Origin of the sequence: Nonomuraea angiospora, assembly GCF_014873145.1 — a bacterium.
In the GTDB taxonomy this organism is placed as follows: Bacteria; Actinomycetota; Actinomycetes; order Streptosporangiales; family Streptosporangiaceae; genus Nonomuraea; species Nonomuraea angiospora.
On record NZ_JADBEK010000001.1, the window covers coordinates 1,486,831 to 1,510,414 of the forward strand.

At 72.0% G+C, this 23,584-nt stretch carries 24 protein-coding genes and 1 pseudogene; 8 read left to right on the forward strand and 17 right to left on the reverse strand.

All coding sequences use genetic code 11. The features are described from left to right. Window position 1: 1 nt before the first annotated feature. The 5 genes from H4W80_RS06815 to H4W80_RS62505 all read right to left on the reverse strand — a co-directional run bounded on the left by H4W80_RS06815 (window position 2) and on the right by H4W80_RS62505 (window position 3,075). Window positions 2-400, reverse strand: a complete 399-nt coding sequence (locus tag H4W80_RS06815; RefSeq protein ID WP_192784285.1) for an ATP-binding protein — start codon at window positions 398-400, stop codon at window positions 2-4. Then, a complete protein-coding gene (locus H4W80_RS06820; protein WP_192784286.1) occupies window positions 397-588 on the reverse strand; it encodes a DUF5999 family protein in 192 nt (63 codons plus the stop codon). Before H4W80_RS06820 ends, H4W80_RS06815 begins: the two co-directional genes overlap by 4 nt. 133 nt (window positions 589-721) lie before the next feature. Continuing rightward, the gene (locus tag H4W80_RS06825) at window positions 722-1,720 is read right to left on the reverse strand and encodes a hypothetical protein (protein WP_225963293.1); all 999 of its coding nucleotides are present in this window, start codon (window positions 1,718-1,720) and stop codon (window positions 722-724) included. 54 nt (window positions 1,721-1,774) lie between these two features. Then, window positions 1,775-2,293 (reverse strand): hypothetical protein, encoded by a 519-nt coding sequence (locus H4W80_RS06830; protein WP_192784287.1) that lies wholly within the window; start codon window positions 2,291-2,293, stop codon window positions 1,775-1,777. After that, on the reverse strand, window positions 2,290-3,075 hold the full coding sequence (locus H4W80_RS62505) for a MerR family transcriptional regulator (RefSeq protein WP_192784288.1): 786 nt from the start codon (window positions 3,073-3,075) through the stop codon (window positions 2,290-2,292). The genes H4W80_RS06830 and H4W80_RS62505 overlap by 4 nt, the downstream gene beginning before the upstream one ends. Window positions 3,076-3,155: 80 nt before the next feature. On the opposite strand from H4W80_RS62505, the gene H4W80_RS06840 reads away from it, so the two are divergent. Beyond that, a complete protein-coding gene (locus tag H4W80_RS06840) occupies window positions 3,156-3,464 on the forward strand; it encodes an ArsR/SmtB family transcription factor (RefSeq protein ID WP_192784289.1) in 309 nt (102 codons plus the stop codon). Then, complete coding sequence (locus H4W80_RS06845) at window positions 3,461-4,261, forward strand: SRPBCC domain-containing protein (RefSeq protein WP_192784290.1); 801 nt, start codon at window positions 3,461-3,463, stop codon at window positions 4,259-4,261. The genes H4W80_RS06840 and H4W80_RS06845 overlap by 4 nt, the downstream gene beginning before the upstream one ends. A gap of 56 nt (window positions 4,262-4,317) precedes the next feature. On the opposite strand, the gene H4W80_RS06850 is transcribed toward H4W80_RS06845, so the two are convergent. From H4W80_RS06850 to H4W80_RS06870, 5 genes are all read right to left on the reverse strand, one after another. Beyond that, window positions 4,318-5,343 carry a DUF4037 domain-containing protein gene (locus tag H4W80_RS06850; RefSeq protein WP_318786732.1) on the reverse strand — a complete coding sequence of 342 codons (1,026 nt, stop codon included), beginning with the start codon at window positions 5,341-5,343 and terminating at the stop codon, window positions 4,318-4,320. 106 nt (window positions 5,344-5,449) lie between these two features. Then, the gene (locus H4W80_RS63410) at window positions 5,450-6,184 is read right to left on the reverse strand and encodes a GNAT family N-acetyltransferase (RefSeq protein WP_318786733.1); all 735 of its coding nucleotides are present in this window, start codon (window positions 6,182-6,184) and stop codon (window positions 5,450-5,452) included. A gap of 6 nt (window positions 6,185-6,190) precedes the next feature. After that, window positions 6,191-7,621 carry an adenylosuccinate lyase gene (purB, locus tag H4W80_RS06860; RefSeq protein ID WP_192784292.1) on the reverse strand — a complete coding sequence of 477 codons (1,431 nt, stop codon included), beginning with the start codon at window positions 7,619-7,621 and terminating at the stop codon, window positions 6,191-6,193. Between the two features lie 61 nt (window positions 7,622-7,682). Further along, complete coding sequence (locus H4W80_RS06865) at window positions 7,683-10,073, reverse strand: ATP-binding cassette domain-containing protein (RefSeq protein ID WP_192793325.1); 2,391 nt, start codon at window positions 10,071-10,073, stop codon at window positions 7,683-7,685. 114 nt (window positions 10,074-10,187) lie between these two features. After that, window positions 10,188-10,544: a VOC family protein gene (locus tag H4W80_RS06870; RefSeq protein ID WP_192784293.1), complete on the reverse strand. Its 357-nt coding sequence runs from the start codon at window positions 10,542-10,544 to the stop codon at window positions 10,188-10,190. Window positions 10,545-10,715: 171 nt separating this feature from the next. On the opposite strand from H4W80_RS06870, the gene H4W80_RS06875 reads away from it, so the two are divergent. From H4W80_RS06875 to H4W80_RS06885, 3 genes are all read left to right on the forward strand, one after another. Beyond that, a complete protein-coding gene (locus H4W80_RS06875) occupies window positions 10,716-11,090 on the forward strand; it encodes a helix-turn-helix transcriptional regulator (protein ID WP_225964573.1) in 375 nt (124 codons plus the stop codon). 10 nt (window positions 11,091-11,100) lie between these two features. After that, a complete protein-coding gene (locus H4W80_RS06880) occupies window positions 11,101-11,517 on the forward strand; it encodes a VOC family protein (protein WP_192784295.1) in 417 nt (138 codons plus the stop codon). Between the two features lie 101 nt (window positions 11,518-11,618). Further along, window positions 11,619-12,665, forward strand: coding sequence for a methyltransferase (locus tag H4W80_RS06885; protein WP_192784296.1), 1,047 nt, complete (start codon window positions 11,619-11,621; stop codon window positions 12,663-12,665). Here H4W80_RS06885 and H4W80_RS06890 read toward each other — a convergent pair. The 3 genes and pseudogenes from H4W80_RS06890 to H4W80_RS06900 form a co-directional block, all read right to left on the reverse strand. Further along, window positions 12,652-13,215, reverse strand: a complete 564-nt coding sequence (locus tag H4W80_RS06890; RefSeq protein WP_192784297.1) for a dihydrofolate reductase family protein — start codon at window positions 13,213-13,215, stop codon at window positions 12,652-12,654. The genes H4W80_RS06885 and H4W80_RS06890 overlap by 14 nt on opposite strands. Window positions 13,216-13,296: 81 nt before the next feature. After that, window positions 13,297-13,599 (reverse strand): annotated as a pseudogene (locus H4W80_RS06895) (MerR family DNA-binding protein); the annotation flags it as partial. Window positions 13,600-13,874: 275 nt separating this feature from the next. After that, complete coding sequence (locus H4W80_RS06900; RefSeq protein WP_192784298.1) at window positions 13,875-14,696, reverse strand: helix-turn-helix domain-containing protein; 822 nt, start codon at window positions 14,694-14,696, stop codon at window positions 13,875-13,877. A gap of 100 nt (window positions 14,697-14,796) precedes the next feature. On the opposite strand from H4W80_RS06900, the gene H4W80_RS06905 reads away from it, so the two are divergent. Then, the gene (locus tag H4W80_RS06905) at window positions 14,797-15,774 is read left to right on the forward strand and encodes an NmrA/HSCARG family protein (RefSeq protein ID WP_192784299.1); all 978 of its coding nucleotides are present in this window, start codon (window positions 14,797-14,799) and stop codon (window positions 15,772-15,774) included. 16 nt (window positions 15,775-15,790) lie between these two features. Here the strand turns inward: H4W80_RS06905 and H4W80_RS06910 are convergent, their stop codons facing one another. Continuing rightward, window positions 15,791-16,096 (reverse strand): SCO4225 family membrane protein, encoded by a 306-nt coding sequence (locus H4W80_RS06910; protein ID WP_192784300.1) that lies wholly within the window; start codon window positions 16,094-16,096, stop codon window positions 15,791-15,793. Window positions 16,097-16,423: 327 nt separating this feature from the next. Between H4W80_RS06910 and H4W80_RS06915 the strand changes: the two genes are divergently transcribed. Beyond that, complete coding sequence (locus H4W80_RS06915; protein ID WP_192784301.1) at window positions 16,424-17,431, forward strand: carboxymuconolactone decarboxylase family protein; 1,008 nt, start codon at window positions 16,424-16,426, stop codon at window positions 17,429-17,431. A 207-nt stretch (window positions 17,432-17,638) separates the two neighbouring features. Here H4W80_RS06915 and H4W80_RS06920 read toward each other — a convergent pair whose 3' ends face one another. The 3 genes from H4W80_RS06920 to H4W80_RS06930 form a co-directional block, all read right to left on the reverse strand. Then, a complete protein-coding gene (locus tag H4W80_RS06920) occupies window positions 17,639-18,757 on the reverse strand; it encodes a phosphotransferase (RefSeq protein ID WP_192784302.1) in 1,119 nt (372 codons plus the stop codon). Between the two features lie 13 nt (window positions 18,758-18,770). Next, the gene (locus H4W80_RS06925) at window positions 18,771-21,290 is read right to left on the reverse strand and encodes a DUF7825 domain-containing protein (RefSeq protein WP_192784303.1); all 2,520 of its coding nucleotides are present in this window, start codon (window positions 21,288-21,290) and stop codon (window positions 18,771-18,773) included. 82 nt (window positions 21,291-21,372) lie between these two features. Further along, the gene (locus H4W80_RS06930; protein ID WP_192784304.1) at window positions 21,373-22,359 is read right to left on the reverse strand and encodes a helix-turn-helix transcriptional regulator; all 987 of its coding nucleotides are present in this window, start codon (window positions 22,357-22,359) and stop codon (window positions 21,373-21,375) included. 89 nt (window positions 22,360-22,448) lie between these two features. On the opposite strand from H4W80_RS06930, the gene H4W80_RS06935 reads away from it, so the two are divergent. Further along, window positions 22,449-23,582, forward strand: a complete 1,134-nt coding sequence (locus H4W80_RS06935; RefSeq protein ID WP_192784305.1) for an epoxide hydrolase family protein — start codon at window positions 22,449-22,451, stop codon at window positions 23,580-23,582. Window positions 23,583-23,584: the final 2 nt, after the last annotated feature.

Sequence of the window (23,584 nt, forward strand, 5' to 3'; positions counted from 1 at the left end):
CTCACCCATGGGCCCGCGCCGGCATCCGTACGGGCACCTCGAACCACACGAGCTTGCCCCGGCCCGTGGGAACGCTGCCCCAGCCGGACGACAGCACCTCCACCAGCAGCAGCCCACGCGAACCCTCGTCCTCGAGGGAGGCGGCGCGCAGGGTCGGCGGCACCGGGCTGGAGTCCTCCACCTCACAGCGCAACAGCCCGTCGGCCGCCGACAGGCTCATCCGCACCAGGCCCCGCGCGTGCCGGACCGCGTTGGTGACCAGCTCGCTGACCAGCAGCTCGGCGTATTCACACGCCTGCTGCAGCCCCCACTCCGCGAGCTGGGCGCGCACGGCGTGCCGGGCCCGGCTCACCGAACGCGCCTGGGCGCTGAACGTCCACGACGCCAGGGGGGTGCTCACGCGGCCCGCTCCAGGACCGTCGCCGGGACGACGCTACGGCCGTCGGGCAGCAGCTCGCCGGTGTCGTCGAAGAAGACCACCCCGTTGCACAGCAGTCCCCATCCCTGCTCGGGGTGGTAGGCGACCAGGCGCGCGGCCTGGTGAGCGGCGGAGTCCGCCGGAGGACAGGGAGGCTGGTGCGTGCACATGGTGCGGATTCCCCCGTTCCTCGCATCCAGCTGTTGATCCGTACGCTTCCAACGTGCCTCACAACACCACGCCAAGAGGAGGTGAAAAATACCCTTATAGGTACCTACGTCCGATACGTACGTAGGTGGACGATCACATCGTCAGCGCCTCCCGCCCCTCATCCCACCTCCACCGCACCTCCCGGCCACGCAGATGCACCCCGCCGATCCAGCGGTCCACACCGTTCAACCCCACCTGATCCTCCTCACCCGCCAGCACCCGCGCACCCACAGCCGTCAACCGCACCACAGTGGCCCGCCCCACCGGCACACCAGCCGGCCGCAGATCCAGCAACGGGTACGGCCCCCCGGCCAGACGATCCATCATCGCGAAACACGACGTGTCCCCCAGATACGGGCGCACCTCCCGCGACGCCGCACGCACGAACACATCCCCCGCCGCACCCTCCCGCACCGCGGCGGCAGCCAGCACCCGACGCTCCGCCAGCGAAAGCCCATCACGAGTGGAGGGATACTCCCGGCAAAGCCGCTCGAACGCCTCACCGAGGAAACGCAACTCACCCGAACGAACAGCCGCCACACCCGCCAGCCCCTCCGGCGTCGGCGCACGAAACGCCGCCCACGCCCGAGACGCCAACTCCAACGCCGCCGGAGACAACCTCGCGCACGCCCCCGTCGCCGCCAACTCCCGCAACTGCTCCGCACGCAACTCACCCAGCCCACCGAACCGGGCGATCCCCGGATACTCCCCGATGCAGATCAGCGTGACAGCCTCCGCCGCCACCCCCAACTCCCTCAGCCAGGCGAGAATCTCCACAATCTGCAACTGGTCATACAGATCGGCCTCGAACCAGAGCACATACTCCCCACCCCGGTTCGCCTCCACCGCCGCATCCCGCTCCAGGAACACCCGCAGCACCTCACCACGGTCATCCCTCCCCGCCAGGAACGCCGCCCGGACCCGGCGCAACTCCTCCCGCCCCACCGCCGGAACCGGCCCCTCATGCAGCACATCCCGCCAGAACACGATGCGCCGGGCCAGCCCCGTACCCGCCAGATCCGTGCCATCACCATTGCTGACGTGCAGCGCCTCCGCCATCCAGCCCTGATCGCCCAGAAGCCCACGGTGCATGACCCGCCTCCCGAACGCCATGCTAACCGCGCCCCGGCGCCACCCGCGAGACCCCTAGACCGGCCCCTGACGCACCGGCTGACGCAGCACCGTACGCGGCTGCGGATCATCGAAAGCCGTCAGATACACCTCATGATGCGGCCCATTCGGCACCAGCCCCCGCTCCGCCATGAACGCCTCCATCACCGCCAACGACCGATACTCCTCACTGAAGGCACCCACATGCAGCACCTCCACACACTCACCCTCCGTGAACGTCGCCACCCGCACCCGATCCACCGCCGCCCCCGACGAACGCGCCTCCTCCCGCGCCCGCTCCACCAACCCCGGCTCCGGCACCCCCGCCAGCGGCAGCAGCAGATGCCAGCGCCACAACTCCCGCGGCACCTCCAACCCCGGACGCTCATCCTCCACGAACCACAACCCCTCCAGCGGCCCCACAGGACCACCCATCCCCGCCGCCACCGCATACAACGCCCCGATGGCCGACACATGCTCACTACCGCCCGGCTCACCCATGCCCGTCACGTTCAGACAGGTCACCGGACCGTACGTCGCCAGCTCAGGATTCACGACTCCTCCAAACAGATCATCAACTGCGTGACAAGACAATCAGGCGAGGTCACGGCCGGATCCGACACGTACACCTCACGAACCGGCCCCCGAACCGCAACCCGGCGCTCGCCACACCAGGCCAGCACCGCATGCGCCGTCAACGACATCTGGTCATAAGGCCCCACATGCGTCGCACAAGCGAACCTGCCCCCCGGCAACACCCGCACCGGCGCACCCCCACCACCCTCCCCATCCCCCAGCACCCGCGCCCCCTCCACCTCGAACACCTCACCCCAATCCAACGGAAACAACCCGATCAACCGAACCGGCCCGGCGGGACCCCGCAACCGCGACAGCGCCGCCGACGTCGCCCGCCCCACATCCTCCGGACCCGCCGCCCACTCCCTCGCCACCACCACCCGCCGCGCCGGCTCCTCCACCACCCGCACCGGCACCGACGGCAACCCCTCCGCCATCACCCGCTCCAGCGACGCGAGCGTACGACGCCGCCGCGCCAACTCCGCCTCCAGATCCTCCCTGACCCCCGCGAGCGCCCCCGCCCCACCCGACAACACCTCGCCCACCACCGCCAGCGGCACATCCAACGACCGCAGCAACGCGATCGACAACGCCACCCGAGCCTGCGACGCCCGGTAATACCGGTAACCCGTCACCGCGTCCACCCGCGCCGGCCGCAACAACCCCAGCTCGTCATAGTGACGCAACTGCTTCACACTCAACCGCCCCAACCGGGCGAACTGCCCGATCGGCAGCAACTCCTCGTCCACGCCCACCAGCATGGACCCTCCCACCGAGGGAGAGTCCAGCGACCAATACATGCCCTTGAAGGTATATAGCCAGCGGGGTATATTAACGAGCCATGCGCTTCGACGTGCTCGCAGAACCCACCCGCCGCCACATCCTCGACCTACTCCTCCAACGCCCCCGCTCCGTCACCGAACTCACCACCCACCTCGGCCTCACCCAACCCGGCACCTCCAAACACCTCCGAGTCCTCCGCGAAGCCGGCCTCGTCACCGTCCGCAAAGACGCCCAACGCCGCTGGTACGAACTCCGCCCCGCCCCCCTCGCCGAAATCGACGCCTGGCTCACCCCCTACCGCAAACTCTGGAACCACAGCCTCGACCGCCTCGAACACCACCTCGACACCATGGAAGACGACCAATGAACGAAAACCTCACCATCCACCCCGACGGCCGCACCACCCTGCGCATGCAACGCCGCCTCCCCCACCCACCCGAAAAGATCTGGCGCGCCATCACCCAGCCCCAACACCTCGCCCACTGGTTCCCCGCCACCATCACCATCGACGGCGACCGCATCAGCTACGGCTTCGGACCCGACGGCCACATCACCGAGAACAACCCACCCCACACCTACGCCCACACCTGGGGCGACGACGAACTCCGCTGGGAAATCCACCCCGACGGCCCCCACGCCAGCATCCTCACCCTCACCCACACCTTCACCGACCACCACGGCGCCGCCAGCTTCGCCTCCGGCTGGCACACCTGCCTCAGCGCCCTGCTCCACCACCTCGATCAGCGCCCCACCCAGCAACCCGCCGACAAACAACCCGCCGAATTCGCCCGGCTCCACGAGGACTACATCGCCATCCTCGGCCTCGTCCCCGCCACCGCCGAAAACGGCGACGTACGCGTCGAACGCCAGCTCACCCGCCCCGCCGAAGACATCTGGCACCTGCTCAACGGCGACGACGCCACCCCCGGCGACCCCCCGCCCGCCCCCTTCACCGCAGCCGGCCTCCAGCCCGGCCCGGTCACCCGCACCGAGAGCGCCAAACTCCTCGAGTACGACACCCCGACCGGCCCCGTCCGCTGGGAGCTCACCCAGGGCACCGGCCAGGGCGCCCGGCTCATCGTCACCCACACCGGCGACACCACCACCCTCGACGCCTGGCGCATCCGCGTCGAGGAGCTGGCCTCCGCCCTGGTGGAGTTGTGATTTTTACGGGGTGAAGGGGACGGCACAACCACCCGCGCCCTTTACAATGTAGATCACTAAGCTTCGAGGCCGAGAGCCGCCGCAGTCACCGCCCGCGCCCGCCCCGGCGCCACCAGCAGGTCCGTGGAATCCGACAGCTGATCCACGCACCCCACCACCGGCAACCCCCTGATCACCGGGTCCGACACCGACTCCAGCAGCACCTGCACGAACCGGTCCCCGCCGATCACCTCGAACGGCCGGTCGAAGAACCCCCGCACCCGCTCATCCAGCCGCTCGGCCAGCCCCACCCGGTTCTGCAGCGCCGCCACCCGCGCGTACGCCCCCGACAGCCCCTGCTGCCGTTCCCGCCAGGAGCGCGCCGCCAGCGCCGCCCCCAGGCACTCCCCCAGCTCCGTCGAGCCCGGCATGCGCGCCAGCGCGCTGCCGAGCCATTTCGCGTACGGCGGGTAGCGCCGCCGCAACAGCAGCGCCAGCCGCATCACCTCCCGCGCCAGCCGCGCCCCCACCACGGCCGAGCCCAGCTCATCGCCCACCTCACCGCACCGGCCCGGGAACGACTCCTCCTGGGCGATCCGCCGCCACTGACACGCCAGCACATACCGCCACACATCCTCCGGATACCAGCGCAACGCCGCCCGGGCCGCCTCCAGCCCGCCCCCGGGAACGGCGGCCTCCAGCCCGTCGTGGAACACCTCGCCCCGCGTCACCTCGGCCAGGCTCTGCCACGGCGCCGACAACCAGTCCAGCAGCGACACCCCCGCCCGCGGATCGAACCCCAGCCGCTCCACCAGCCACGGCCCCAGCTCCGTCACCGCCACCCCGGGCTGCACGCTGCCGTGGTAACCGAACACGGTCGGAAAACCGCCGAAACGCTCCGGCAGGCCCGCCACCACCTTCTCCCGCACCTCGGGCGCCGTCCCGGGCGCCACGAACACCAGCACCCGCGGCCCCCAGTCATGGTCGGTCGAGCGGGCCGTGTCGAACTCCAGCACCTCCGACCCCGGCCCGATCAACGCGGCACTGTGCGCGACCCCGGACACCAAAGGCGCCACCACCTCGCCGTAGAAGGCGCGGGACAACTCAATACCAGGTACAAAATCGGACATCACGCCGTCAACTCTGCCCCAGCGCCGCCCGAACCTCACCCGATTTTCCCGGCGCCACCGGCGTCCCCGGCGCCCCCGGTCATCCGGCGACGCGAGAGGCCATCACCCGCCTGCGCCGGTAGCCGATCCGCTCATAGACCGTGATGGCCGCCACGTTGTCATCGTCGACCATCAGCGCCGCCCGCCCGTAGGCGGCCAGCAGCTCCGCCGACGCCCACCGGCACACCCGATCGGCCAGCCCACGCCCCCGCATGCCCGCCTTGGTCGCCACCCCGGCCAGCAGCCCCACGCTGGGCGCCGGCCAGGCGTCGGCCGCCACCGCCGCCAGCTCGCCGCCGACGCGTACCCCGGCCCACCGGCGCACCCCGGCGAGGCCGGGCACCGCGTACGAGTCGGGCGCATCGGCCGCCAGCAGCGCCGCCACCTCGGCCTCGGCCTCCGGCTCCAGCCAGCCCACCCCATCCGGGGCCGGGTCGTGCAGCGCCGGCAGGCTCATCGAGGAGAACGTCCCGGACTCGCGCAGACCGTCGAGCTTGGCCGTCACCTGGCGTACCAGCTCCAGCTCCCCGAACGGCCGGTAGGAGGGGCCCAGCTCGGCCAGCGCGTACCGGACCAGCTCCACCGCGTCCGGCAGCGCACCCCACACGCCCAGCCGGTCGCGGCGCGAGGCCCCAGGGCCGGCGGCCACCACTGCCCCGCCCAACGCCCACGCCCGCGCTCCACCGCGCAGCCCTTGCGCCGCCCACACCAGCAGGTCGTCGTCACCGCACGCGGCGCGCACCTCGGCGTCGTCGCGTAACTCCCGTATCACCACAGCTCGTCACAGGATGGCGCCGGGCCGGTAGGCCGCCGCCTCCGGGTGCGCCGCCACGACCTCGCCCACCTGCCGCGTGACGGCCTCCACCTGGTCGGCGGCCGCCCCGGTGAACGACACCTGGTCGGCCAGCAGCGCCTCCAGCCGGGCCCGGTCCAGCGGGAAGCGCGTGTCGGCCGCCAGCAGGTCGAGCAGCTCGTTGCCGGCGCCGCGCGAGCGCATCGCCAGCGCCGCCCCCACCGCGTGCTCCTTGATCAGCTCGTGCGCGCTCTCCCGGCCCACCCCGGCCCGCACCGCCGCCATGAGCATCTTCGTCGTGGCCAGGAACGGCAGATAGCGGTCCAGCTCCGCGGCGATGACCGCCGGGAAGGCGCCGAACTCGTCCAGCACCGTCAGCATCGTCTCCACCAGCCCGTCGAAGGCGAAGAACGCGTCCGGCAGCGCCACCCGGCGCACCACCGAGCACGACACGTCGCCCTCGTTCCACTGGTCGCCCGCCAGCTCGCCCGCCATCGAGGCGTAGCCCCGCAGCACCACGGCCAGGCCGTTGACCCGCTCGCAGGAGCGGGTGTTCATCTTGTGGGGCATCGCCGACGAGCCGACCTGCCCCTCCTTGAACCCCTCGGTGACCAGCTCGTGCCCGGCCATCAGCCGGATCGTCTTGGCCAGCGACGACGGCGCCGCCGCCAGCTGCACCAGCGCCGTCACCACCTCAAAATCCAGCGAACGCGGATAAACCTGCCCCACGCTGGTGAAACGGTGCGCGAACCCCAGGTGCGCGGCCACCTTCTCCTCCAGCTCGGCCAGCTTGCCCAGGTCGCCGCCCAGCAGGTCGAGCATGTCCTGCGCGGTGCCCACCGGTCCCTTGATCCCGCGCAGCGGGTAGCGGCCGATCAGCTCCTCCAGCCGCCGGTAGGCCACCAGCAGCTCATCGGCCGCCGACGCGAAACGCTTGCCCAGCGTGGTCGCCTGCGCCGCCACGTTGTGCGAACGCCCGGCGACCACCGTCGCCTTGTGCTCCTCGGCCAGCGACGCCAGGCGCCCCAGCAACGCCACCACCCGGTCACGCACCAGCAGCAGGCTGTCGCGGATCTGCAGCTGCTCGACGTTCTCGGTCAGGTCGCGCGAGGTCATCCCCTTGTGCACCTGCTCGTGCCCGGCCAGCGCGTTGAACTCCTCGATGCGCGCCTTCACGTCGTGCCGCGTCACCCGCTCACGCGCCGCGATCGAGTCGACGTCGACCTGCTCGACCACCTTCTCGTAGTCGTCGACCGCGCCCTCCGGGACGGCCACGCCCAGCTCGGCCTGCGCCCGCAGCACCGCCAGCCACAACCGCCGCTCAGCGATGATCTTGTATTCGGGGGACCACAGGCGGGCCAGCTCCGGCGAGGCATAACGCGAGGCCAGGACATTCGGGATACGCGGCTTGGACGTCACGTCGGACAAGTCTATTCACACGCCCGCGCCCGCACGGCACCAGGCCACGCGAGCGCCCCGATCATGCTCCGACGTAGGCCGCCAGGTGCTCACCGGTAAGGGTGGAGCGGGCCGCGACCAGATCGGCGGGCGTGCCCTCGAACACGATCCGGCCGCCGTCGTGACCGGCGCCCGGGCCGAGATCGATGATCCAGTCGGCGTGCGCCATGACCGCCTGGTGGTGCTCGATGACGATGACCGACTTGCCGGAGTCGACCAGCCGGTCCAGCAGGCCGAGCAACTGCTCCACGTCCGCCAGGTGCAGGCCGGTCGTCGGCTCGTCCAGCACGTAGACGCCGCCCTTGTCGGCCATGCGGGTGGCCAGCTTGAGCCGCTGCCGCTCGCCGCCCGACAGCGTGGTGAGCGGCTGGCCGAGACTCAGGTAGCCGAGCCCGACGTCGGCGAGCCGGCCGAGGATGGCGTGCGCGGCCGGCGTACGCGCCTCGCCGGCGCCGAAGAACTCCTCGGCCTCGGCCACCGGCATCGCCAGCACCTCGCTGATGTCGCGGCCGCCCAGGCGGTGCTCCAGCACCGAGGCCTGGAACCGCTTGCCGTCGCACTCCTCGCACACGGTGGAGACGCCCGCCATCATCGCCAGGTCGGTGAAGATGACGCCGGCGCCGTTGCAGGCGGGGCAGGCGCCCTCGGAGTTGGCGCTGAACAGCGCCGGCTTCACGCCGTTGGCCTTCGCGAACGCCTTGCGGATCGGGTCGAGCAGCCCGGTGTAGGTCGCCGGATTGCTCCGCCGCGAGCCCCGGATCGCGCCCTGGTCGATCGACACCACGCCCGCGCCGGCCGGGATCGACCCGTGCACCAGCGAGCTCTTGCCGGAGCCCGCGACCCCGGTGACGACGGCCAGCACCCCCAGAGGGATGTCGACGTCGACGTCACGCAGGTTGTTCGCGCTCGCGCCGCGGATCTCCAGCGTCCCGGTCGGCTTGCGCACGCTCTCCTTGAGCGCGGCCCGGTCGTCGAGGTGACGCCCGGTGACGGTGCCGCTGGCCCGCAGCCCCTCGACGGTGCCCTCGAAGCAGACGGTGCCACCCGCCGTACCGGCGCCGGGGCCCAGGTCCACGACGTGGTCGGCGATCGCGATCGCCTCCGGCTTGTGCTCCACGACGAGCACCGTGTTGCCCTTGTCCCGCAGCCGGCGCAGCAGGTCGTTCATCCGCTGGATGTCGTGCGGGTGCAGGCCGATCGTGGGCTCGTCGAAGACGTAGGTGGTGTCGGTGAGCGAGGAGCCCAGGTGGCGGATCATCTTGACCCGCTGCGCCTCGCCGCCCGACAGCGTGCCCGCCGGCCGCTCCAGCGACAGGTAGCCCAGCCCGATCTCCACGAACGACTCCAGAGTCCGCAGCAGCGTCGCCAGCAGCGGCGCCACCGACGGCTCCTCGAGGCCGCGAATCCATTCGGCCAGATCGCTGATCTGCATCCTGCACGCGTCGGCGATGTTGACACCGTTGATCCGCGAGGAACGGGCCGCCTCGCTGAGCCGGGTGCCGTCGCACTCGGGGCAGGTGGTGAAGGTCACCGCCCGGTCCACGAACTCCCGGATGTGCGGCTGCATCGCCTCCCGGTCCTTGGACAGGAACGACTTCTGAATCTTCGGGATCAGCCCCTCGAAGGTGAGGTTCACGCCCTCGACCTTCACCTTGGTCGGCTCCCGGTAGAGGAAGTCCTGCATCTCCTTCTTGGTGAAGTCGCGGATCGGCTTGTCCGGGTCGAGCAGGCCGGACTCGGCGTAGACCCGCACGGTGAAGAAGCTGTCGGACTTCCAGCCGGGAATGGTGAACGCGCCCTCGGCCAGCGACTTGGAGTCGTCGTAGAGCTGGGTGAGATCGATGTCGGAGACCGCGCCCCGGCCCTCGCAGCGCGTGCACATGCCGCCGGTGCGGGTGTAGGTCTGCACCTCCGTCTTCTTGGCGCCGCGCTCGACGGTGATCGCGCCGCTGGCCCGTACCGACGGGACGTTGAAGGAGAAGGCGTTGGGCGAGCCGATGTGCGGCCGCCCGAGCCGGCTGAACAGGATGCGCAGCATCGCGTTGGCGTCGGTGGCGGTGCCCACCGTGGAGCGGGGGTCGGCGCCCATGCGCTGCTGGTCCACGATGATCGCGGTGGTCAGCCCGTCCAGCACGTCCACCTCGGGCCGCGCCAGCGTCGGCATGAAACCCTGCACGAAGGTGCTGTACGTCTCATTGATCATCCGCTGCGACTCCGCGGCGATCGTGTTGAACACCAGCGAGCTCTTGCCCGAACCGGAGACGCCGGTGAACACCGTCAGCCGGCGCTTCGGGATCTCGATGCTCACGTCCTTGAGGTTGTTCTCGCGCGCGCCGTGCACGCGGATCAGATCGTGGCTGTCGGCAACGTGCGGCGCAGGCGACTGCGGGTCCGTCCTCGTGGCCTTGCTCATCATGTCTCCATCTGTTGGCAGGACCGCCCTGCGCGGTCTCCGTCGGCGTCGCCTGGCTCGATCCGACCAGTTTCGAGCATTATGTCTGGCTTTTGGGGTCGGTACGGTCGCCGCTCACCGGTCCTGAAGCAGCCCCAGAACGTTGCCGTCGACGTCGGTCACGGTGGCCACCAGCCGCCCGCCGCCGACGTCACGCACGGGCTCCTTCACCGTGGCGCCGGCCGCGGTCACCTCGGCCAGCTTCGCCTCGATGTCCGGCACGTGCCAGTAGGCCACCGGCGAGGCCATCGCCTGCGGACCCCCGGCCGGCACCAGCCCGATGTGCTGGCCCGCGGCCTCGAACCCGACGTAGTAGGGCCCGTCGGCCACCGGCTCGACGCCCAGCAGGGCCGCGTACACCGCCTTGGCCTTCGCCAGGTCCGACACCGGGTGCAGCACCGTCTTGATCCCCTGGGTGGAAGAGTCGCTCATGGTTCACTCCTGTTCGAAAAGGTGAGGTCTGTGCTCGCCACGCTAGCCGCACCGTACCCAAGCGCGCTTCTCCATTCCTGACCGGTCGCACCCCGGCCGCTGTGAGACACTGACCAGGTGAAACGGCAGGACCTCGACGATCTCGTCCGACTGCGGCGGGCCCGCGACCGGATGGACCGCGACTACGCCGAGCCCCTCGACGTCCCCGCGCTGGCGCGCGACGCCCTGATGTCACCGGGCCACTTCTCCCGCAGCTTCCGCACCGCGTTCGGCGAGACGCCCTACAGCTACCTGATGACCCGCCGCATCGAACGGGCCAAAGCCCTCCTGCGACGCGGCGACCTGTCCGTCACCGAGGTCTGCTTCGCGGTCGGCTGTACGTCACTCGGCTCCTTCAGCACCCGCTTCACCCAACTGGTCGGCGAGAGCCCGAGCGCCTACCGGGCCCGCGACCACGACCACGCCGCCGACATCCCCGCCTGCATGGCCAAGATCTACACGCGACCCGTCAGGAACGGAGAAGCGAGCCCCACCTCTCCCCCATAGGCTGAAACGCATGGACATCAAGCTCTCCACCTGCTTCATCGCCGTCGACGACCACGACAAGGCGCTCGCCTTCTACTGCGACGTCCTCGGCCTCGAGGTGCGCAACGACGTCAGCTACGAGGGGATGCGCTGGGTGACCGTCGGGTCGCCCTCCCAGCCGGACGTGGACATCGTCCTCGAACCACCCCTCGCCGACCCCAACGCCTCACCGGCCGACAAACAGGTCATAGCCGAGCTGATGGCCAAGGGCCTGCTGCGCGGCATCATCTTCACCACCGACGACTGCGACGCCACCTTCGAACGCATCAGCGCCGCGGGCGGCGAGGTGCTGCAGGAGCCGATGGACCAGTTCTACGGCGTCCGCGACTGCGCCTTCCGCGACCCCGCCGGCAACATGCTGCGCTTCAACCAGACCCTCCACAAGTGAGCCGCTCGGAGCGGCTTTTGAGGTGTGGCTGTTGACGTGAGTTGTCCCTGACCCACGCCCTTTACATTGTAGATTCCTAAACTGGGGCGCATCATGGGCACATGACGAGCGACGACACCGCCCTGGACGGGGCCGCCGCCTGGCGGGCCCTGACGCCGCTGATGGACCTGATGACCCCCATGGCACTGCGGGTGGCCGTGACCCTGCGGCTGCCCGATCTGGTGGACGAGCACGGCTGCGACCTCGACGACCTGGCCGACCGCGCCGGCGCCGATCCCGACGCGCTGGGCCGGGTGCTGCGCCACCTCGTCGGCCGCGGCGTGTTCGCCGAACCGAAGCCCGGCACGTTCGCGACGAACGGGACCGCCGCCCTGCTGCGCCGCGACCACCCGTCCGCGGCGTGGCGGTGGCTGGACCTGGACGGGTTCGGCGGCCGGATGGACCTGGCCTTCACCGGCCTGCAGGACACGGTCAGGACCGGCCTGCCCGCCTGGCCCGCCGTCTTCGGCGCCCCGTTCTGGGACCATCTCGACGCCGACCCCGAGCTGAGCGCCTCTTTCGACGCGACGATGGCCGTCAACGCCGGGGGCCGCGAGCTGGCGGAAGGCTACGACTGGCAGGCGCTGAGCCGGGTGGCCGACGTCGGCGGCGGCACCGGGAAGCTGCTGGCCGAACTGCTGCTGCGGCACGACGGCCTGCGGGGCGTGCTCATCGACCTGCCGGACACCGTCTCCCGCGCGCGGCGCTACCTGGCCGAGCGCGGGCTGGCGGACCGGTGCGAGACGGTCGGGCGCAGCTTCTTCGACGAACTGCCCGCCGGCGCCGACGCGTACGTGCTCAACCGGGTGCTGCACGACTGGGCCGACGCCGAGGCGACCGCCATCCTGCGCCGCTGCGCCGCCGCGGCGGGCCGGCACGGGCGGGTGCTGATCCTGGAGTCGCCCAGCACCTCGGAGGTCGATCCGGCCATGTTCGCGGAGATGAACCTGCGGATGCTGGTCCTGACCGGCGGCCGGGAACGCACCGTCGACGACTACCGGACGCTGGCCGCGGCCGCCGGGCTGCGGGTCGCCGCCGTACACGACCTCCCACCGCGGCACACCGTCATCGAGTGCGTCCCCGACGGCGACGGGGTCAGGCGCGCTTAGGTTCGTAGTGCAGCGCGGTGATCCCGCAGTCGAACGGCCGGGCCGCGACCAGACGCAGCCGCCTGTAGTCGCCGGCGTCGCCGAACACCGGCATCCCGGCGCCGATGGCGACCGGGTTGACGAACAGGTGGAGCTCGTCGAGCAGCCCCTGGGCGATCAGGCTCGACACGAGCGTGCCGCCGCCGTAGGCGATCATGTCGCCGCCCGGCCGGGCCTTGAGCCCGTTGACGATCTCGGCGAGGTCACCGCCCGCGACCACGGCGTTCTCCCAGGGCGACTCGGTGAGCGTGTTGGAGATGACGACCTTGGGCGTGTTGTTCATCTGGTCGATGGACTTCTGGTCCTCGCCCTCGGGCCCGGCCGCCCACGCCGGGATGAACCCCTCGGCGAGCCTGCGGCCCAGCACGATGCAGTCGACCTCGTCGGTGAGCGCGTCGATGTAGGCGTTGATGTCGTCGGTCCACGGGAAGCTCAGCCAGTCCATCTCGCCCTCCGGGCCGGCCATGTAGCCGTCGACGGTCATCTGGACCTGGAGTTTGAACGTGCGCACGAGGTGCTTCCTTCCGGGCCGAGGGATGTTGCTCGAGAGCGTAGCGGCGCCCCCGTACGACCCGCTCGAGATTACCTCCGCTCAGACCAGGCACCCGCCCTCACCGTGGTCGTGGAGCCCGGCCGCGCCTTCCACGACGCGGCGGTAGTCGGGGCACTGGGTGAAGTCGTCGGCCGTGCACCGCATGAGGTGCTCGATCAGCGCCCTGGACGCCGCCGGCTCCCGCTGGCGTTGCTCCGGTTCGGCGTGATGGCGCTGGAGGAGCGCCCGGCGTTCGGCCAGGCCGTAGGCGCCGAGCATCTCCCGGATCTGCTCCAGGCTCATCCCGCCCGCCTTCGCGCGGATGATCGTCAGGACGCGGATGACGTGGTCGCGGGTGTAGCGGCGGCGGCCGGTTCAAGCCGTACCTGATCGCCGGGTCGGTGATCGCGGTGCTGGGATTCGCGCTGCTGAGCCGCCTCGAGCCCGGCAGTCCGTACGTGCTGCTCGCCGTGGGGATCGGCGTGCTGGGGGCCGGCTTCGGGCTGCTCATGCAGAACCTGGTCGTTCTCGCGCAGAACGCGGCCTCCCCCGCGGATCTGGCCGCCGCCACCTCGGCCGCGGTGTCCGGCCGCGGCCGTGCTGGTGGCGCTGATGGTCCTGCTGCCCTCGCCCCGCGGCTAGGAGCTCAGCGAGTCGAGCAGTTGCAGGCGCTCGGCCGAGTCCGTCCCGGGCGCCGCGCCGAGGAAGATGATCCGCTGGCCGGGGTCGTCCGGCACGCGCATGGTCTCCTCGTTGAGCTCCAGCGGGCCGACGAGGGGATGGTTGACCCGCCGTACCGCGTAGGTGCACTCGGCGACCCGCTGGGCGGCCCAGACGCGGGTGAAGTCGGGGCTCTTGATGCTCAGTTCGCCGATCAGCTCGGCCAGCAGGGGATCGTCCGGCATGTCGCCGGTGGCCATGCGCAGGTAGGCGGCAACCTCGCCGGCGTGCGTCTCCCAGTCGGGATACAGGTCGCGCATGGCCGGGTCGAGGAACATCGTCTTCGCCAGGTTCACCCGCTGACCAGGGTTCAGACCGTACAGAGCGTAACCGAGCCGGTTGGCGCCGAGCAGGTCGAAATACCTGCCGAGGATGATCGCCGCCTGGTCGGCGACCCCCTCCACCAGCGCCACCACCGACGGGCGCAGCCGCTCGGGGCCGTAGGGACGGCGCGCCACCTGCACCTGTTCGGGCCGGGCGAGCCGCACCAGGTGCATGCGCTCATCGGCGGTCAGCTGGAAGGCGTTGCCCAGCGCCTCCAGCACCGAGTCCGACATCTGATGGCTCTCGCCCTGCTCCAGGCGCGTGTAGTAGTTGACGCTGATCCCGGCCAGCTGCGCCACCTCGTCGCGGCGCAGGCCCGGCACCCGGCGCGCCGCGCCGTAGGTCGGCACGCCTCCGGCCTCGGGCGTCAACGCGGCACGACGGGCGCGAAGGAACTCCCCCAGATGCTCTCCCATGCCTCCATTGTCGCCACATCCGCGGGCCGTTCCCATCCCCTGGCATGGGTACCCAGGACAGGGGCAGGCGCCCGCGCGAGAACGCCCCCAAGGTGGAGGCATGACCGACAAGAAGATCATCGCCGTGGTCGGGGCCACCGGAGCGCAGGGCGGCGGGCTGGTCCGCGCCATCCTCGCCGACCCCGACGGACCGTTCACCGTCCGCGCCCTCACCCGCGACACCGCCTCCCCGCAGGCCCGCGCCCTGGCCGAGCAGGGCGCCGAGGTCGTGTACGCCGACCTCGACGACGAGGACAGCGCGCACCACGCCTTCGCCGGGGCCTGGGGCGCGTACGTCGTGACCAACTTCTGGGCCCGGCGTACCCCCGAGCAGGAGGCCGCCCGCGATGCCGCCCGCATGGAGATCGACCAGGCGCACGCCGCCGCCCGCGCCGCCAAGGCCGCCGCGCTCAGGCACGTCGTGTGGTCCACGCTCGAGGACACCCGGCCGCACTTCGCCCACCTGGGCCGCGAGGTGCCGACGCTGCTCGGGGAGTACGCGGTGCCGCACTTCGACGCCAAGGCCGAGGCCAACGCGGCCTTCACCGGTCTCGGCGTGCCGACCACGTTCCTGCAGACCACCTTCTACTACGAGGCCTTCCTCCAGGGGCAGGGCCCGCACCGCGACGAGAGCGGCCGCCTCGTGCTGACCCTGCCCATGGCGGGCAACCCGATGTCCATGATCGCCGCCGAGGACATCGGCCGCACCGCGCTGGGCATCTTCCGGCGGGGCCCGGAGTTCGTCGGCCGCACCGTGAGCATCGCCGGCGAGCACGCCGACGGCAAGGAGCTGGCGGAGAAGTTCACCACGCTGCTCGGCGAGCCGGTGACCTACGCGCCGCTGACCTACGACCAGATGCGGGCCGCCGGCTTCCCCGGCGCCGTCGAGATCGGCAACATGTTCGAGTTCTACTCCGAGGCGTCCGCCTACTTCACCGGCGTACGCGACCTCGGCCTGGTACGCGAGCTCAACCCCCGCCTGCGCTCCCTCGACGACTGGCTGAACGAGCACCGCGACGAGATCACGGCCGCCATCTGACGGCCGCGGCGCGCGATCACACCTCGTCTCCGGGGACCGGACGACCCCGGAAGATCCGCCAGATCAACCACGCCTGCAGCAGACCGGCGCCGGCCAGGACCACGGTGAGCAGCACCGGGTTCGCGAACGGCACCAGGTTCCATCCCCACCAGATCAGCCAGCCGAGAGGGAAGGTGACGCCGACGAGCGCCACGCCGCTCAGCAGGATCGGATCCCGCACCGTCAGCAGGATCACCAGCGAGACCACGCCGAGAACCAGCACGAGAGCGGCGTAGACGACGGCGAGCACAGCCGCGACCTTGCCGTTCCGGTAACGGTGCATCCGACCACGTCCTTCACGGGAGACGACGGCGTCCACCCACGATCCTTTCACGGACGCCCGGCCGTAACCTCCTCGACGGACGTCGGGGCGCTGTCGCGCCCGGTCGCCTGCCCGGCCGCCACGCCCGACACTCGGTGGTGGTGTCGTCGCCGCCTGAGCGCGACGCGCGTCCAGTCCATGGGCGCGCCGCCGTCCCTACTCCACCCGCCGTAGCCGCACCTCCCGATACCCCCCGGGGAGTATCGGGAGGTGACGTCACCGGGACGACGACACCACCACACCCGGACCGCGATGCTCGACACCTCATCCGAAGAAAGGCATCGCCCCATGTCATCGACCCTGGTACGGCACATCACCCCCGTCCTCCCGCACCGCGCCCGCGGCGTGGTGGGCGAGGTGTACGCGCAGGTCAACGCCGAGTTCAGCAGCATCGGCCCGGCCGTGATGATGATGTCGCCCTCCCCCGAGCTCATGGCCGCGGGCTGGTCGCTCATGCGCGAGAGCCAGCTGGCCGGCGACGTCCCGGCGCTGGAGAAGGCCGTCGTGGCGCTGGGCGCGGCGCAGGCCAATGACCTCGACTACGACATCCAGGCGTTCCTGTCGGTGCTGCGCCTGCTGGGCGAGCCGCACCTGGCCGAGGCCATCGAACGCGGCGACCCGCCCGCCGACGCCAGGCTCGCCGCGCTGCTGGACTGGGCCGCCTCCACCGGGGTGGCCGCGCGGGAGCCGCAACGGCCTCCGTTCCCCGCCGGGCCGGAAGCCGCCGAATTCCTCGGCACGCTCCTGTTCACGCACTTCGTCGACCGGGTCGCGGCCGCCATGCTGCCGGCCGGGCTGACCCCCGGCACCCTGGCCCCCGACGACGAACCGCCCTTCGACGGCGCCCCCGTCCTGCGCCCGCTCGACCAGGACCTGCGCCCCGGCGCCACGCTCCCCCTCCTGGACGGCCTGCCCACCGCGCCGCCCCCGCCGTGGGCCGCCGACCACCCGATCGGCACCGCGTACGCCGCCCTCACCGCCACCGCCGCCCAGGGCGCCGGCCTGCTCACTGCTGAGGCCGCGGACGTGACGGCCAAGATAATCGCCGAGCACCGGGGCCGCCGCCTGCCGGTCGTCGACCGGCTCGACCAGGCTCTGGCCGGCCTGACACCGGTCGAGCGCGCGGGGGCGCGGGTCGCGATCCTCGCCGGCCTGGCGCCGCACACCATCACCGACGAGCACGTCGCCGCCTGGCGCGCCACCGACCGCCGCTTCAGCGACCACTGCACCGTCTACCTGCTCGCCTACGGCGCCATGACCGCCGTCACCCACATCGAAGCCGACATCACCACCTAATTCGGGCAGGCTCGGTATCTGGTAGCCGTCGGCGAGTGAGCACTCCCACCACCTGGGCTGCCAAGGACGGCCGCTTCCCGCCGGGTCTGCCACACCACGCGGGCGATGCCAGGGACGGCCGTTCCCACCGGGACCGCTACACCACAGACAGCCCGCTCCCACCGCGCACCCGTGCGCGGCCACCGGCGCACACCACGGACAGTCCCCTCACCGGCGGCGCGCCGCGAACGCCGGTAACCCCGCCACGTCCACATCCGCGTCCGGCCACCGCCGCCGCAGCGCCTCCGCCACCCGCCACCCCCACCCGGCCAGCCCCGGCAGCACGCCGAACGACTCCGCCACCCGCGCCGCCGCCTCCACCGTCGCCACCAGCTGCACCCGGCTGTCATCACCCGCCGCCCGCCCATCCACCAGCGGCAACCGCTGCAACCGCAGCAACATGTACGAGAAACACGCCGCCGCCAGCCCGAACCCGAACCGCCGATCGTCCTGCGCCTCCGGCACCCCCACGGCCAGAGCCCGCCGGTACGCCGCCCCCATCCCCCCGTCCACCGACAGCCACGCGGGACCCGGAACGTACAGGCAGACCGCGTCATGCAGCGCATGCGTGAACCCGGCGAACTCGAAATCGATCACCCGCGCGTCCGGCGCCCCCGCCGCCTGCACCAGAACGTTGTTGGCCTCCGGATCCCCGTTGCTCAGCGCCAGGAACGGCCCCGGATCCTCCAGCTCCTCCAGCACCACCGCCAGCTCCCGCTCGGCACCACCGGCGACCTCCACCCCCAAGGCCGCGACCTGCAGCCGCCCCTCCTCCCGGAACCCGGCGAACCTCCCCGCGCAGTCCGCCGCCCGATCGACCGCCCCCAGAGCCGCCCTGCGCGCGTAATAGACCTCCGCCCGGCCGGCGGTCACGGCGTTGAGCTCACCGCGCACCCGGGCGAACGCCGCCAGCCGCTCCCCGTGCGCCGCCGCCCCGTCCGCCCGCAGCAGGCCGTCCAGCGCCACCCGCGGCGCCAGATCCTCCAACACCACCAGCCCCGCCGCCAGGTCCGCGGCCACCACCCGCGCGGCCAGCCGCACGCCGAGATCCTCGGACAGGAACCCCAAGGCGGCCACCTCGCTCCGCAGCCGCCACGACTCCGAACGATGAAGGCCGGGCCCATGGAGCCGCATCCACTTCACGATCACCGAGCCGTGCGATCCGCTCAGCTCCGCCCGCGCGACCGCCCACGGCTCCAGCCGCCGCCACCCGACGACCGCGGCAGGTGACAGGAGCCTCTCGACCTTGCTGACAAGGCTGTTCTCCGCGGGATTGAGGATGATCATCGGCCCGGCGCCTTTACAAAGTAGATTTCTTGGGGAGGGTGACCAGGTGCTGCAGCCGCCGCGCCTCCTGGACCAGCCTGCTCGACCCCTTGCGGGCCGCCACCGCCGCCACCTCCGGCAGCTCGGCCCGTACGCCGGCGATCCTGGCCGCCCGCGCCCCCGCCGCCAGCAGGTCGGCCACGCCCGCGCGGGACCGTTCGCCCTCCAGGGGCAGCAGCCCGGGCAAGAGCCGCACGACCACCTCCCACACCGCCTCGTGCGCCCCGGCCTGCGTGGCGTCGTCGAGCACCGACGCCACCCGGTTGAGCTTGAGGAACCCCCCGACGACCAGCTTCGTGAGCGTCTCCCCCAGCTCCTGCGCCGGCACCCGGCCGCGGGCGGCCAGCGTCAGGAGGGCGTCGGTGGCGGCGGCGCGGTCGGTGGCGTTGGCGTGGCCCATGCCGCAGGCGAGCGCGTGCGCCACGGCGCCGCCGAGCGGCCCGTCGGCGTGGGCCAGGCCGACCAGCGCCTGCGTCTGCGCGTCGCTGAAGTCGATGCAGATCGACATCATCCAGACCATGTGCGCGGCCACGATCTCCGGGTGCGAGGGCATGGCGAGCGGCCACCACTCGAGCGTGAACGCGTAGCCGGTCTCCGGCCGGTAGAGCGGGCGAAGCTCCTCGGGAAGATCGTCCGGCGCGTCCACGACGGACCGCAGCGCCGGCAGACCCGACAGGTAGTAGCCGTTACGCTCGTTGCGCAGGTGGACCGTCACCCGCGGATCGGGGACCCCGCCGCCGCGCATCCAGGCGGCGCACGCCCGGCCCGCCTCGGAGGTCAGCCGCCGCGCCCGCCGCACGCACGCGTCGGGGACGTCGCGGGGCAGCCGCAGCAGGGCCTGCACCAGATCGCCGGGCAGCGCCGGCACCCCGGCGGCCTCCAGCAGCTCCAGGCGGTCGAGCAGCACCCCGGGATCGACGTGGCCGCTGCCCGCCGTGGGCGTGGCCAGCAGGACCGGGTAGCCGTCACCCGCCTCGAACGAGCGCGCGAGCTCGGCGGCGCGGCCGAAGTAGAGCTGCTTGAACCCGCCCAGGGTCGGCGGCCGCCGGATGTCGAGCGCGGGCAGCGAGCCCCCGGCCTCGGGCGAGGCGAACGCCAGGAACGCCCGGCGCACGGCGTGGACGGGGTCCTCGCCGTTGTGACCGAAGAAGACCGAGTCGAACGGCTCCACCCAGGGGCGCAGCGCCTCGCGCAGCGCGTCGGGCGCCCGCCGCGACCACTCGACCAGCCCCGCCAGGAGGCGTTCGAACGTGTGCGGGTCGACCTCGCGGGCGCTCACCGCGCGTACGAGCTGGTCCGGCGAGGCGTACGGCGGCGGCAACGCCGGCCCCTGCCCCACCGCCGGCAGCGGCATGACGGTCACCTCCTCGGCCGCGATGCCGCCCCCGTAGGCCGCCGAGACCCGCTCCAGCAACTCGGCGGGCAGCCCGGCCGCCGCCTGCCGCACCGCCTCCCGGCCGGCCTCCCCCGCCTGCGGGGCCAGCTTGACGGCCAGCCGCACGGCACGCTCCTGCAGCGCCAGCGTGTCCTGCGCGAAGATCAGCGACATGGCGGCCAGCACGACGTCCGCGCGGCGGGCGTCCCGCAGCACGGCGTCGCCGGCCCACGACAGGGCCGCGCGCAGCAGCTTCTTCTCCGGCCGGAACGCCAGCGCCTCCACCGCCTCGGCGAACAGCTCCTCCTCCAGCCGCCCCGCCTCCTCCAGCCGCCGCAGCTGCGCCAGGGCCAGATCGGCCACCGCCACCGGCCCGGCAGGCAGCAGCCGGGTGTAGTCTCTGGCCCGCTCGGCGGACTCGTCGATGTCGAGGTCGAGCCGATCGTGCAGGACGACCAGGGCGCTCAGCGCCGACGGCCCGTCACGCAGCAACCGCCCCACGATGCCGTCGATGACCGGCTTGCGCTCCAGCGGGCCGTCCTCCACGAGCCGGGCGATGGTCCCCACCTGCTCGGGAAGGGCCTCGCTCAGGCCGTCGATCTCGAAGAGCCGCGGCGCGAACGCGGTGAACAGCGGATCGGTGTCCGCCGTCCGCGAGTGGAGCGAGCGTAACCAGCCCACCATGAACGCGTCGCCGTCCGGCGGCTCGATCCCGGTCTCGCGCACGAGCGCCGCGGCCACCTCCCAGTGGCGCAGCTCGGGCAGGCGCAGGCGGGCGGCGATGCGGCGGGCCACGTCGGCCCGCCACTCGGCCGGCCGCTGCCGCAGCAGCAGGATGAGGCGCTCGTCGTCGTCGCGATCGGCCCACTGGAACTCGCGCCTGAACAGCCACGCCGTGACAGCCGCCGCGCCGCCCAGGCACGCCACGCCCGCCAGCCGCAACGGCCTGACCTGGTGCCGCCAGGACCACCAGTCCCCGGGCCGCAGCCCCGACAGGTGGCGCGGCAGCTGCTCCGCCACCGCCTTGCGATCGCCGGCGTCCAGCTCGAGGAGCAGGCGGAAGACGCCGGCCACGTCACCGCCCTTGGCCAGCTTGACCAGGCGCTCCCACGCGCTCATCCGGCCACCTCCGATGCGGGCCGGGAAGAGCCGGCGCATGAACAGACCTCCGCTGCGTCAACCATGACGGTGACCCTAGCGATCACCCACGACAATCTCGGGCCCCGCGCGGGACCGCTGCGGCCCGGACGGCGCGGCCGCCGACCGCCCGCAGGTACGCCAGCAGCTCCGGCGGTTCGTGCACCTCGAACTCGCAGCCGAGCATGAGCAGCCGCGCGGCCAGCCACTCCAGGGTGTCGGCGTGTCCGCGCAGCTCGCAGCTGTGCTCGTCGACGGACCGGACATCGCCCGGATCGGCGCCGAGCCGCCGGATCACCTCCTCGGCCGGCAGGCGCAGGGTCGCCCGCACCTCGTAGGTGGGGACGATCGAGTAGATCTTGCGGGTGACGAAGGCGGCCGCGTCCGGCTCGGGCGGCTCGCGCGGCGCGACGCGGACGCCGGTCGGCCGCGGGCCGCTGAGCCGGTCGACGCGGAAGATCCGCCAGTCGTCGCGGTCGTTGTCGTACGCGAGCAGATACCAGCGGCGCCCGCCGGCCACCAGCCGGTAGGGCTCGACCAGCCGGCTGCTCCGGCTCCCGTCGTTCGCCTGGTAGTCGAAGCGCAGGCGTTCGCGGTTGGCGGCCGTCCAGGCGAGCACCGCCAGGTTCTGGGGGTCGACGCTCGGCCCGCCCGCCGCCGTCATCGACACCGTGGCGGCCCCGAGCGCGCCGACGCGCTGCCGCAGCCGCGCCGGCAGCACCTGCTCCAGCTTGGCCAGAGCGCGTACGGAGGCCTCCTCCATGCCGTCCACCGGCTGCCCGGCCGCCATGCGCAGGCCCACCGCGATGGCCACCGCCTCCTCGTCGTCCAGCAGCAGCGGCGGCATGGCCTTGCCGGCGATGAGCCGGTAGCCGCCCGCCGCGCCCATCGTCGCCTGCACCGGGTAGCCGAGCTCGCGCAGGCGGTCGATGTCGCGGCGGACCGTACGGGGGCTGACCTCCAGCCGCTGGGCCAGCTCGCTGCCGGGCCATTCGCGCGGGGTCTGCAGCAACGACAGCAGCGCGAGCAGCCGGGCGGGGGTGTCGCTCATGACGTCAAGTATGCGTGCCATGTAGGACACAGTTAGACCTATATGCCTCCTAGCGTCGGTCACGTCATCGCGACCACAGGAGGACAATCATGGGCACCGAGATCCGCCCCTTCCGTATCGACATCCCCCAGGCCGACCTGGACGACCTGAACGACCGGCTGGCCCGTACCCGGTGGTCCCGGCGGCTGCCGGGCGAGGGCTGGAGCCGCGGCGTGCCCGCCGACCACCTCGAGGAGCTGGCCGCCTACTGGCGCGACGGCTACGACTGGCGGCGGCACGAGGCGCGGCTGAACGGGTTCGCGCAGTTCATGACCGAGATCGACGGCCAGGACATCCACTTCCTGCACGTGCGCTCCGCCGAGCCGGACGCCCTGCCGCTCATCCTCACGCACGGCTGGCCGAACTCCTTCGTGGAGTTCGCCGACCTCATCGAGCTGCTCACCGACCCCCGCGCGCACGGCGGCGACCCCGCTCAGGCGTTCCACGTGGTGGTGCCGTCGCTGCCCGGGTTCGGGTTCTCCGCGCCGCCGCGCGAGAGCGGCTGGGACGTCACGCGCGTGGCGCGGATCTGGGCGGAGCTGATGCGCCGCCTCGGATACGACCGCTACGGCACCCAGGGCGGCGACTACGGCGCGTACGTCGCCCCGGAGGTCGCCACGGCCGACCCTGAGCACGTGGTCGGCGTCTACGTCATCAGCGGGCTCGGCTTCCCCACCGAGGCCGACGTCCCGGAGATGACCGAGGAGGAGCGGGCGGCGTACGCGCGGCTGCAGGAGCAGGACTGGATGAACGGCGTGGACCACCATGGGCTGCTGCGCGCGGCGCCCGCGACCTTCGCCTACGGCTGGCACGACTCCCCGGTCGCGGCGCTGGCGTGGATGACGCAGAAGTTCAAGGAGTTCACGGTCGCGGCCAAGACGCCGGAGGAGGTGATCGACCGTGACCTCTTCCTCACGAACGTGAGCCTCTACTGGCTCACCGGGACCTTCGGCACCTCGTCCTGGCCCTACTACGAGAGCACGGGGTTCGGCTGGCCGAAGGGGCAGAAGGTGGTGCCGACCGGCGTCTACAGCGGACCGCCCGGCATCCGGCGGCTCGCCGAGCGGCACAACACCATCCTGCACTGGCCGGAGGACAACACGGCCGGGCACCACTTCGTCGCCATGGAGCAGCCTGGCCGCTTCGCGGCCGACCTGCGCGCGTTCTTCGCCAAGGTCCGTTGACC

Coding starts and splice junctions, on each gene's coding strand:
- H4W80_RS06820 (WP_192784286.1), bottom strand. CDS start 588: ATGTGCACGCACCAGCCTCCCTGTCCTCCGGCGGACTCCGCCGCTCAC.
- H4W80_RS06825 (WP_225963293.1), bottom strand. CDS start 1,720: ATGCACCGTGGGCTTCTGGGCGATCAGGGCTGGATGGCGGAGGCGCTG.
- H4W80_RS62505 (WP_192784288.1), bottom strand. CDS start 3,075: ATGCTGGTGGGCGTGGACGAGGAGTTGCTGCCGATCGGGCAGTTCGCC.
- H4W80_RS06840 (WP_192784289.1), top strand. CDS start 3,156: ATGCGCTTCGACGTGCTCGCAGAACCCACCCGCCGCCACATCCTCGAC.
- H4W80_RS06845 (WP_192784290.1), top strand. CDS start 3,461: ATGAACGAAAACCTCACCATCCACCCCGACGGCCGCACCACCCTGCGC.
- H4W80_RS06865 (WP_192793325.1), bottom strand. CDS start 10,073: ATGAGCAAGGCCACGAGGACGGACCCGCAGTCGCCTGCGCCGCACGTT.
- H4W80_RS06870 (WP_192784293.1), bottom strand. CDS start 10,544: ATGAGCGACTCTTCCACCCAGGGGATCAAGACGGTGCTGCACCCGGTG.
- H4W80_RS06875 (WP_225964573.1), top strand. CDS start 10,716: ATGGACCGCGACTACGCCGAGCCCCTCGACGTCCCCGCGCTGGCGCGC.
- H4W80_RS06880 (WP_192784295.1), top strand. CDS start 11,101: ATGGACATCAAGCTCTCCACCTGCTTCATCGCCGTCGACGACCACGAC.
- H4W80_RS06885 (WP_192784296.1), top strand. CDS start 11,619: ATGACGAGCGACGACACCGCCCTGGACGGGGCCGCCGCCTGGCGGGCC.
- H4W80_RS06900 (WP_192784298.1), bottom strand. CDS start 14,696: ATGGGAGAGCATCTGGGGGAGTTCCTTCGCGCCCGTCGTGCCGCGTTG.
- H4W80_RS06905 (WP_192784299.1), top strand. CDS start 14,797: ATGACCGACAAGAAGATCATCGCCGTGGTCGGGGCCACCGGAGCGCAG.
- H4W80_RS06910 (WP_192784300.1), bottom strand. CDS start 16,096: ATGCACCGTTACCGGAACGGCAAGGTCGCGGCTGTGCTCGCCGTCGTC.
- H4W80_RS06915 (WP_192784301.1), top strand. CDS start 16,424: ATGTCATCGACCCTGGTACGGCACATCACCCCCGTCCTCCCGCACCGC.
- H4W80_RS06920 (WP_192784302.1), bottom strand. CDS start 18,757: ATGATCATCCTCAATCCCGCGGAGAACAGCCTTGTCAGCAAGGTCGAG.
- H4W80_RS06925 (WP_192784303.1), bottom strand. CDS start 21,290: ATGAGCGCGTGGGAGCGCCTGGTCAAGCTGGCCAAGGGCGGTGACGTG.
- H4W80_RS06930 (WP_192784304.1), bottom strand. CDS start 22,359: ATGAGCGACACCCCCGCCCGGCTGCTCGCGCTGCTGTCGTTGCTGCAG.
- H4W80_RS06935 (WP_192784305.1), top strand. CDS start 22,449: ATGGGCACCGAGATCCGCCCCTTCCGTATCGACATCCCCCAGGCCGAC.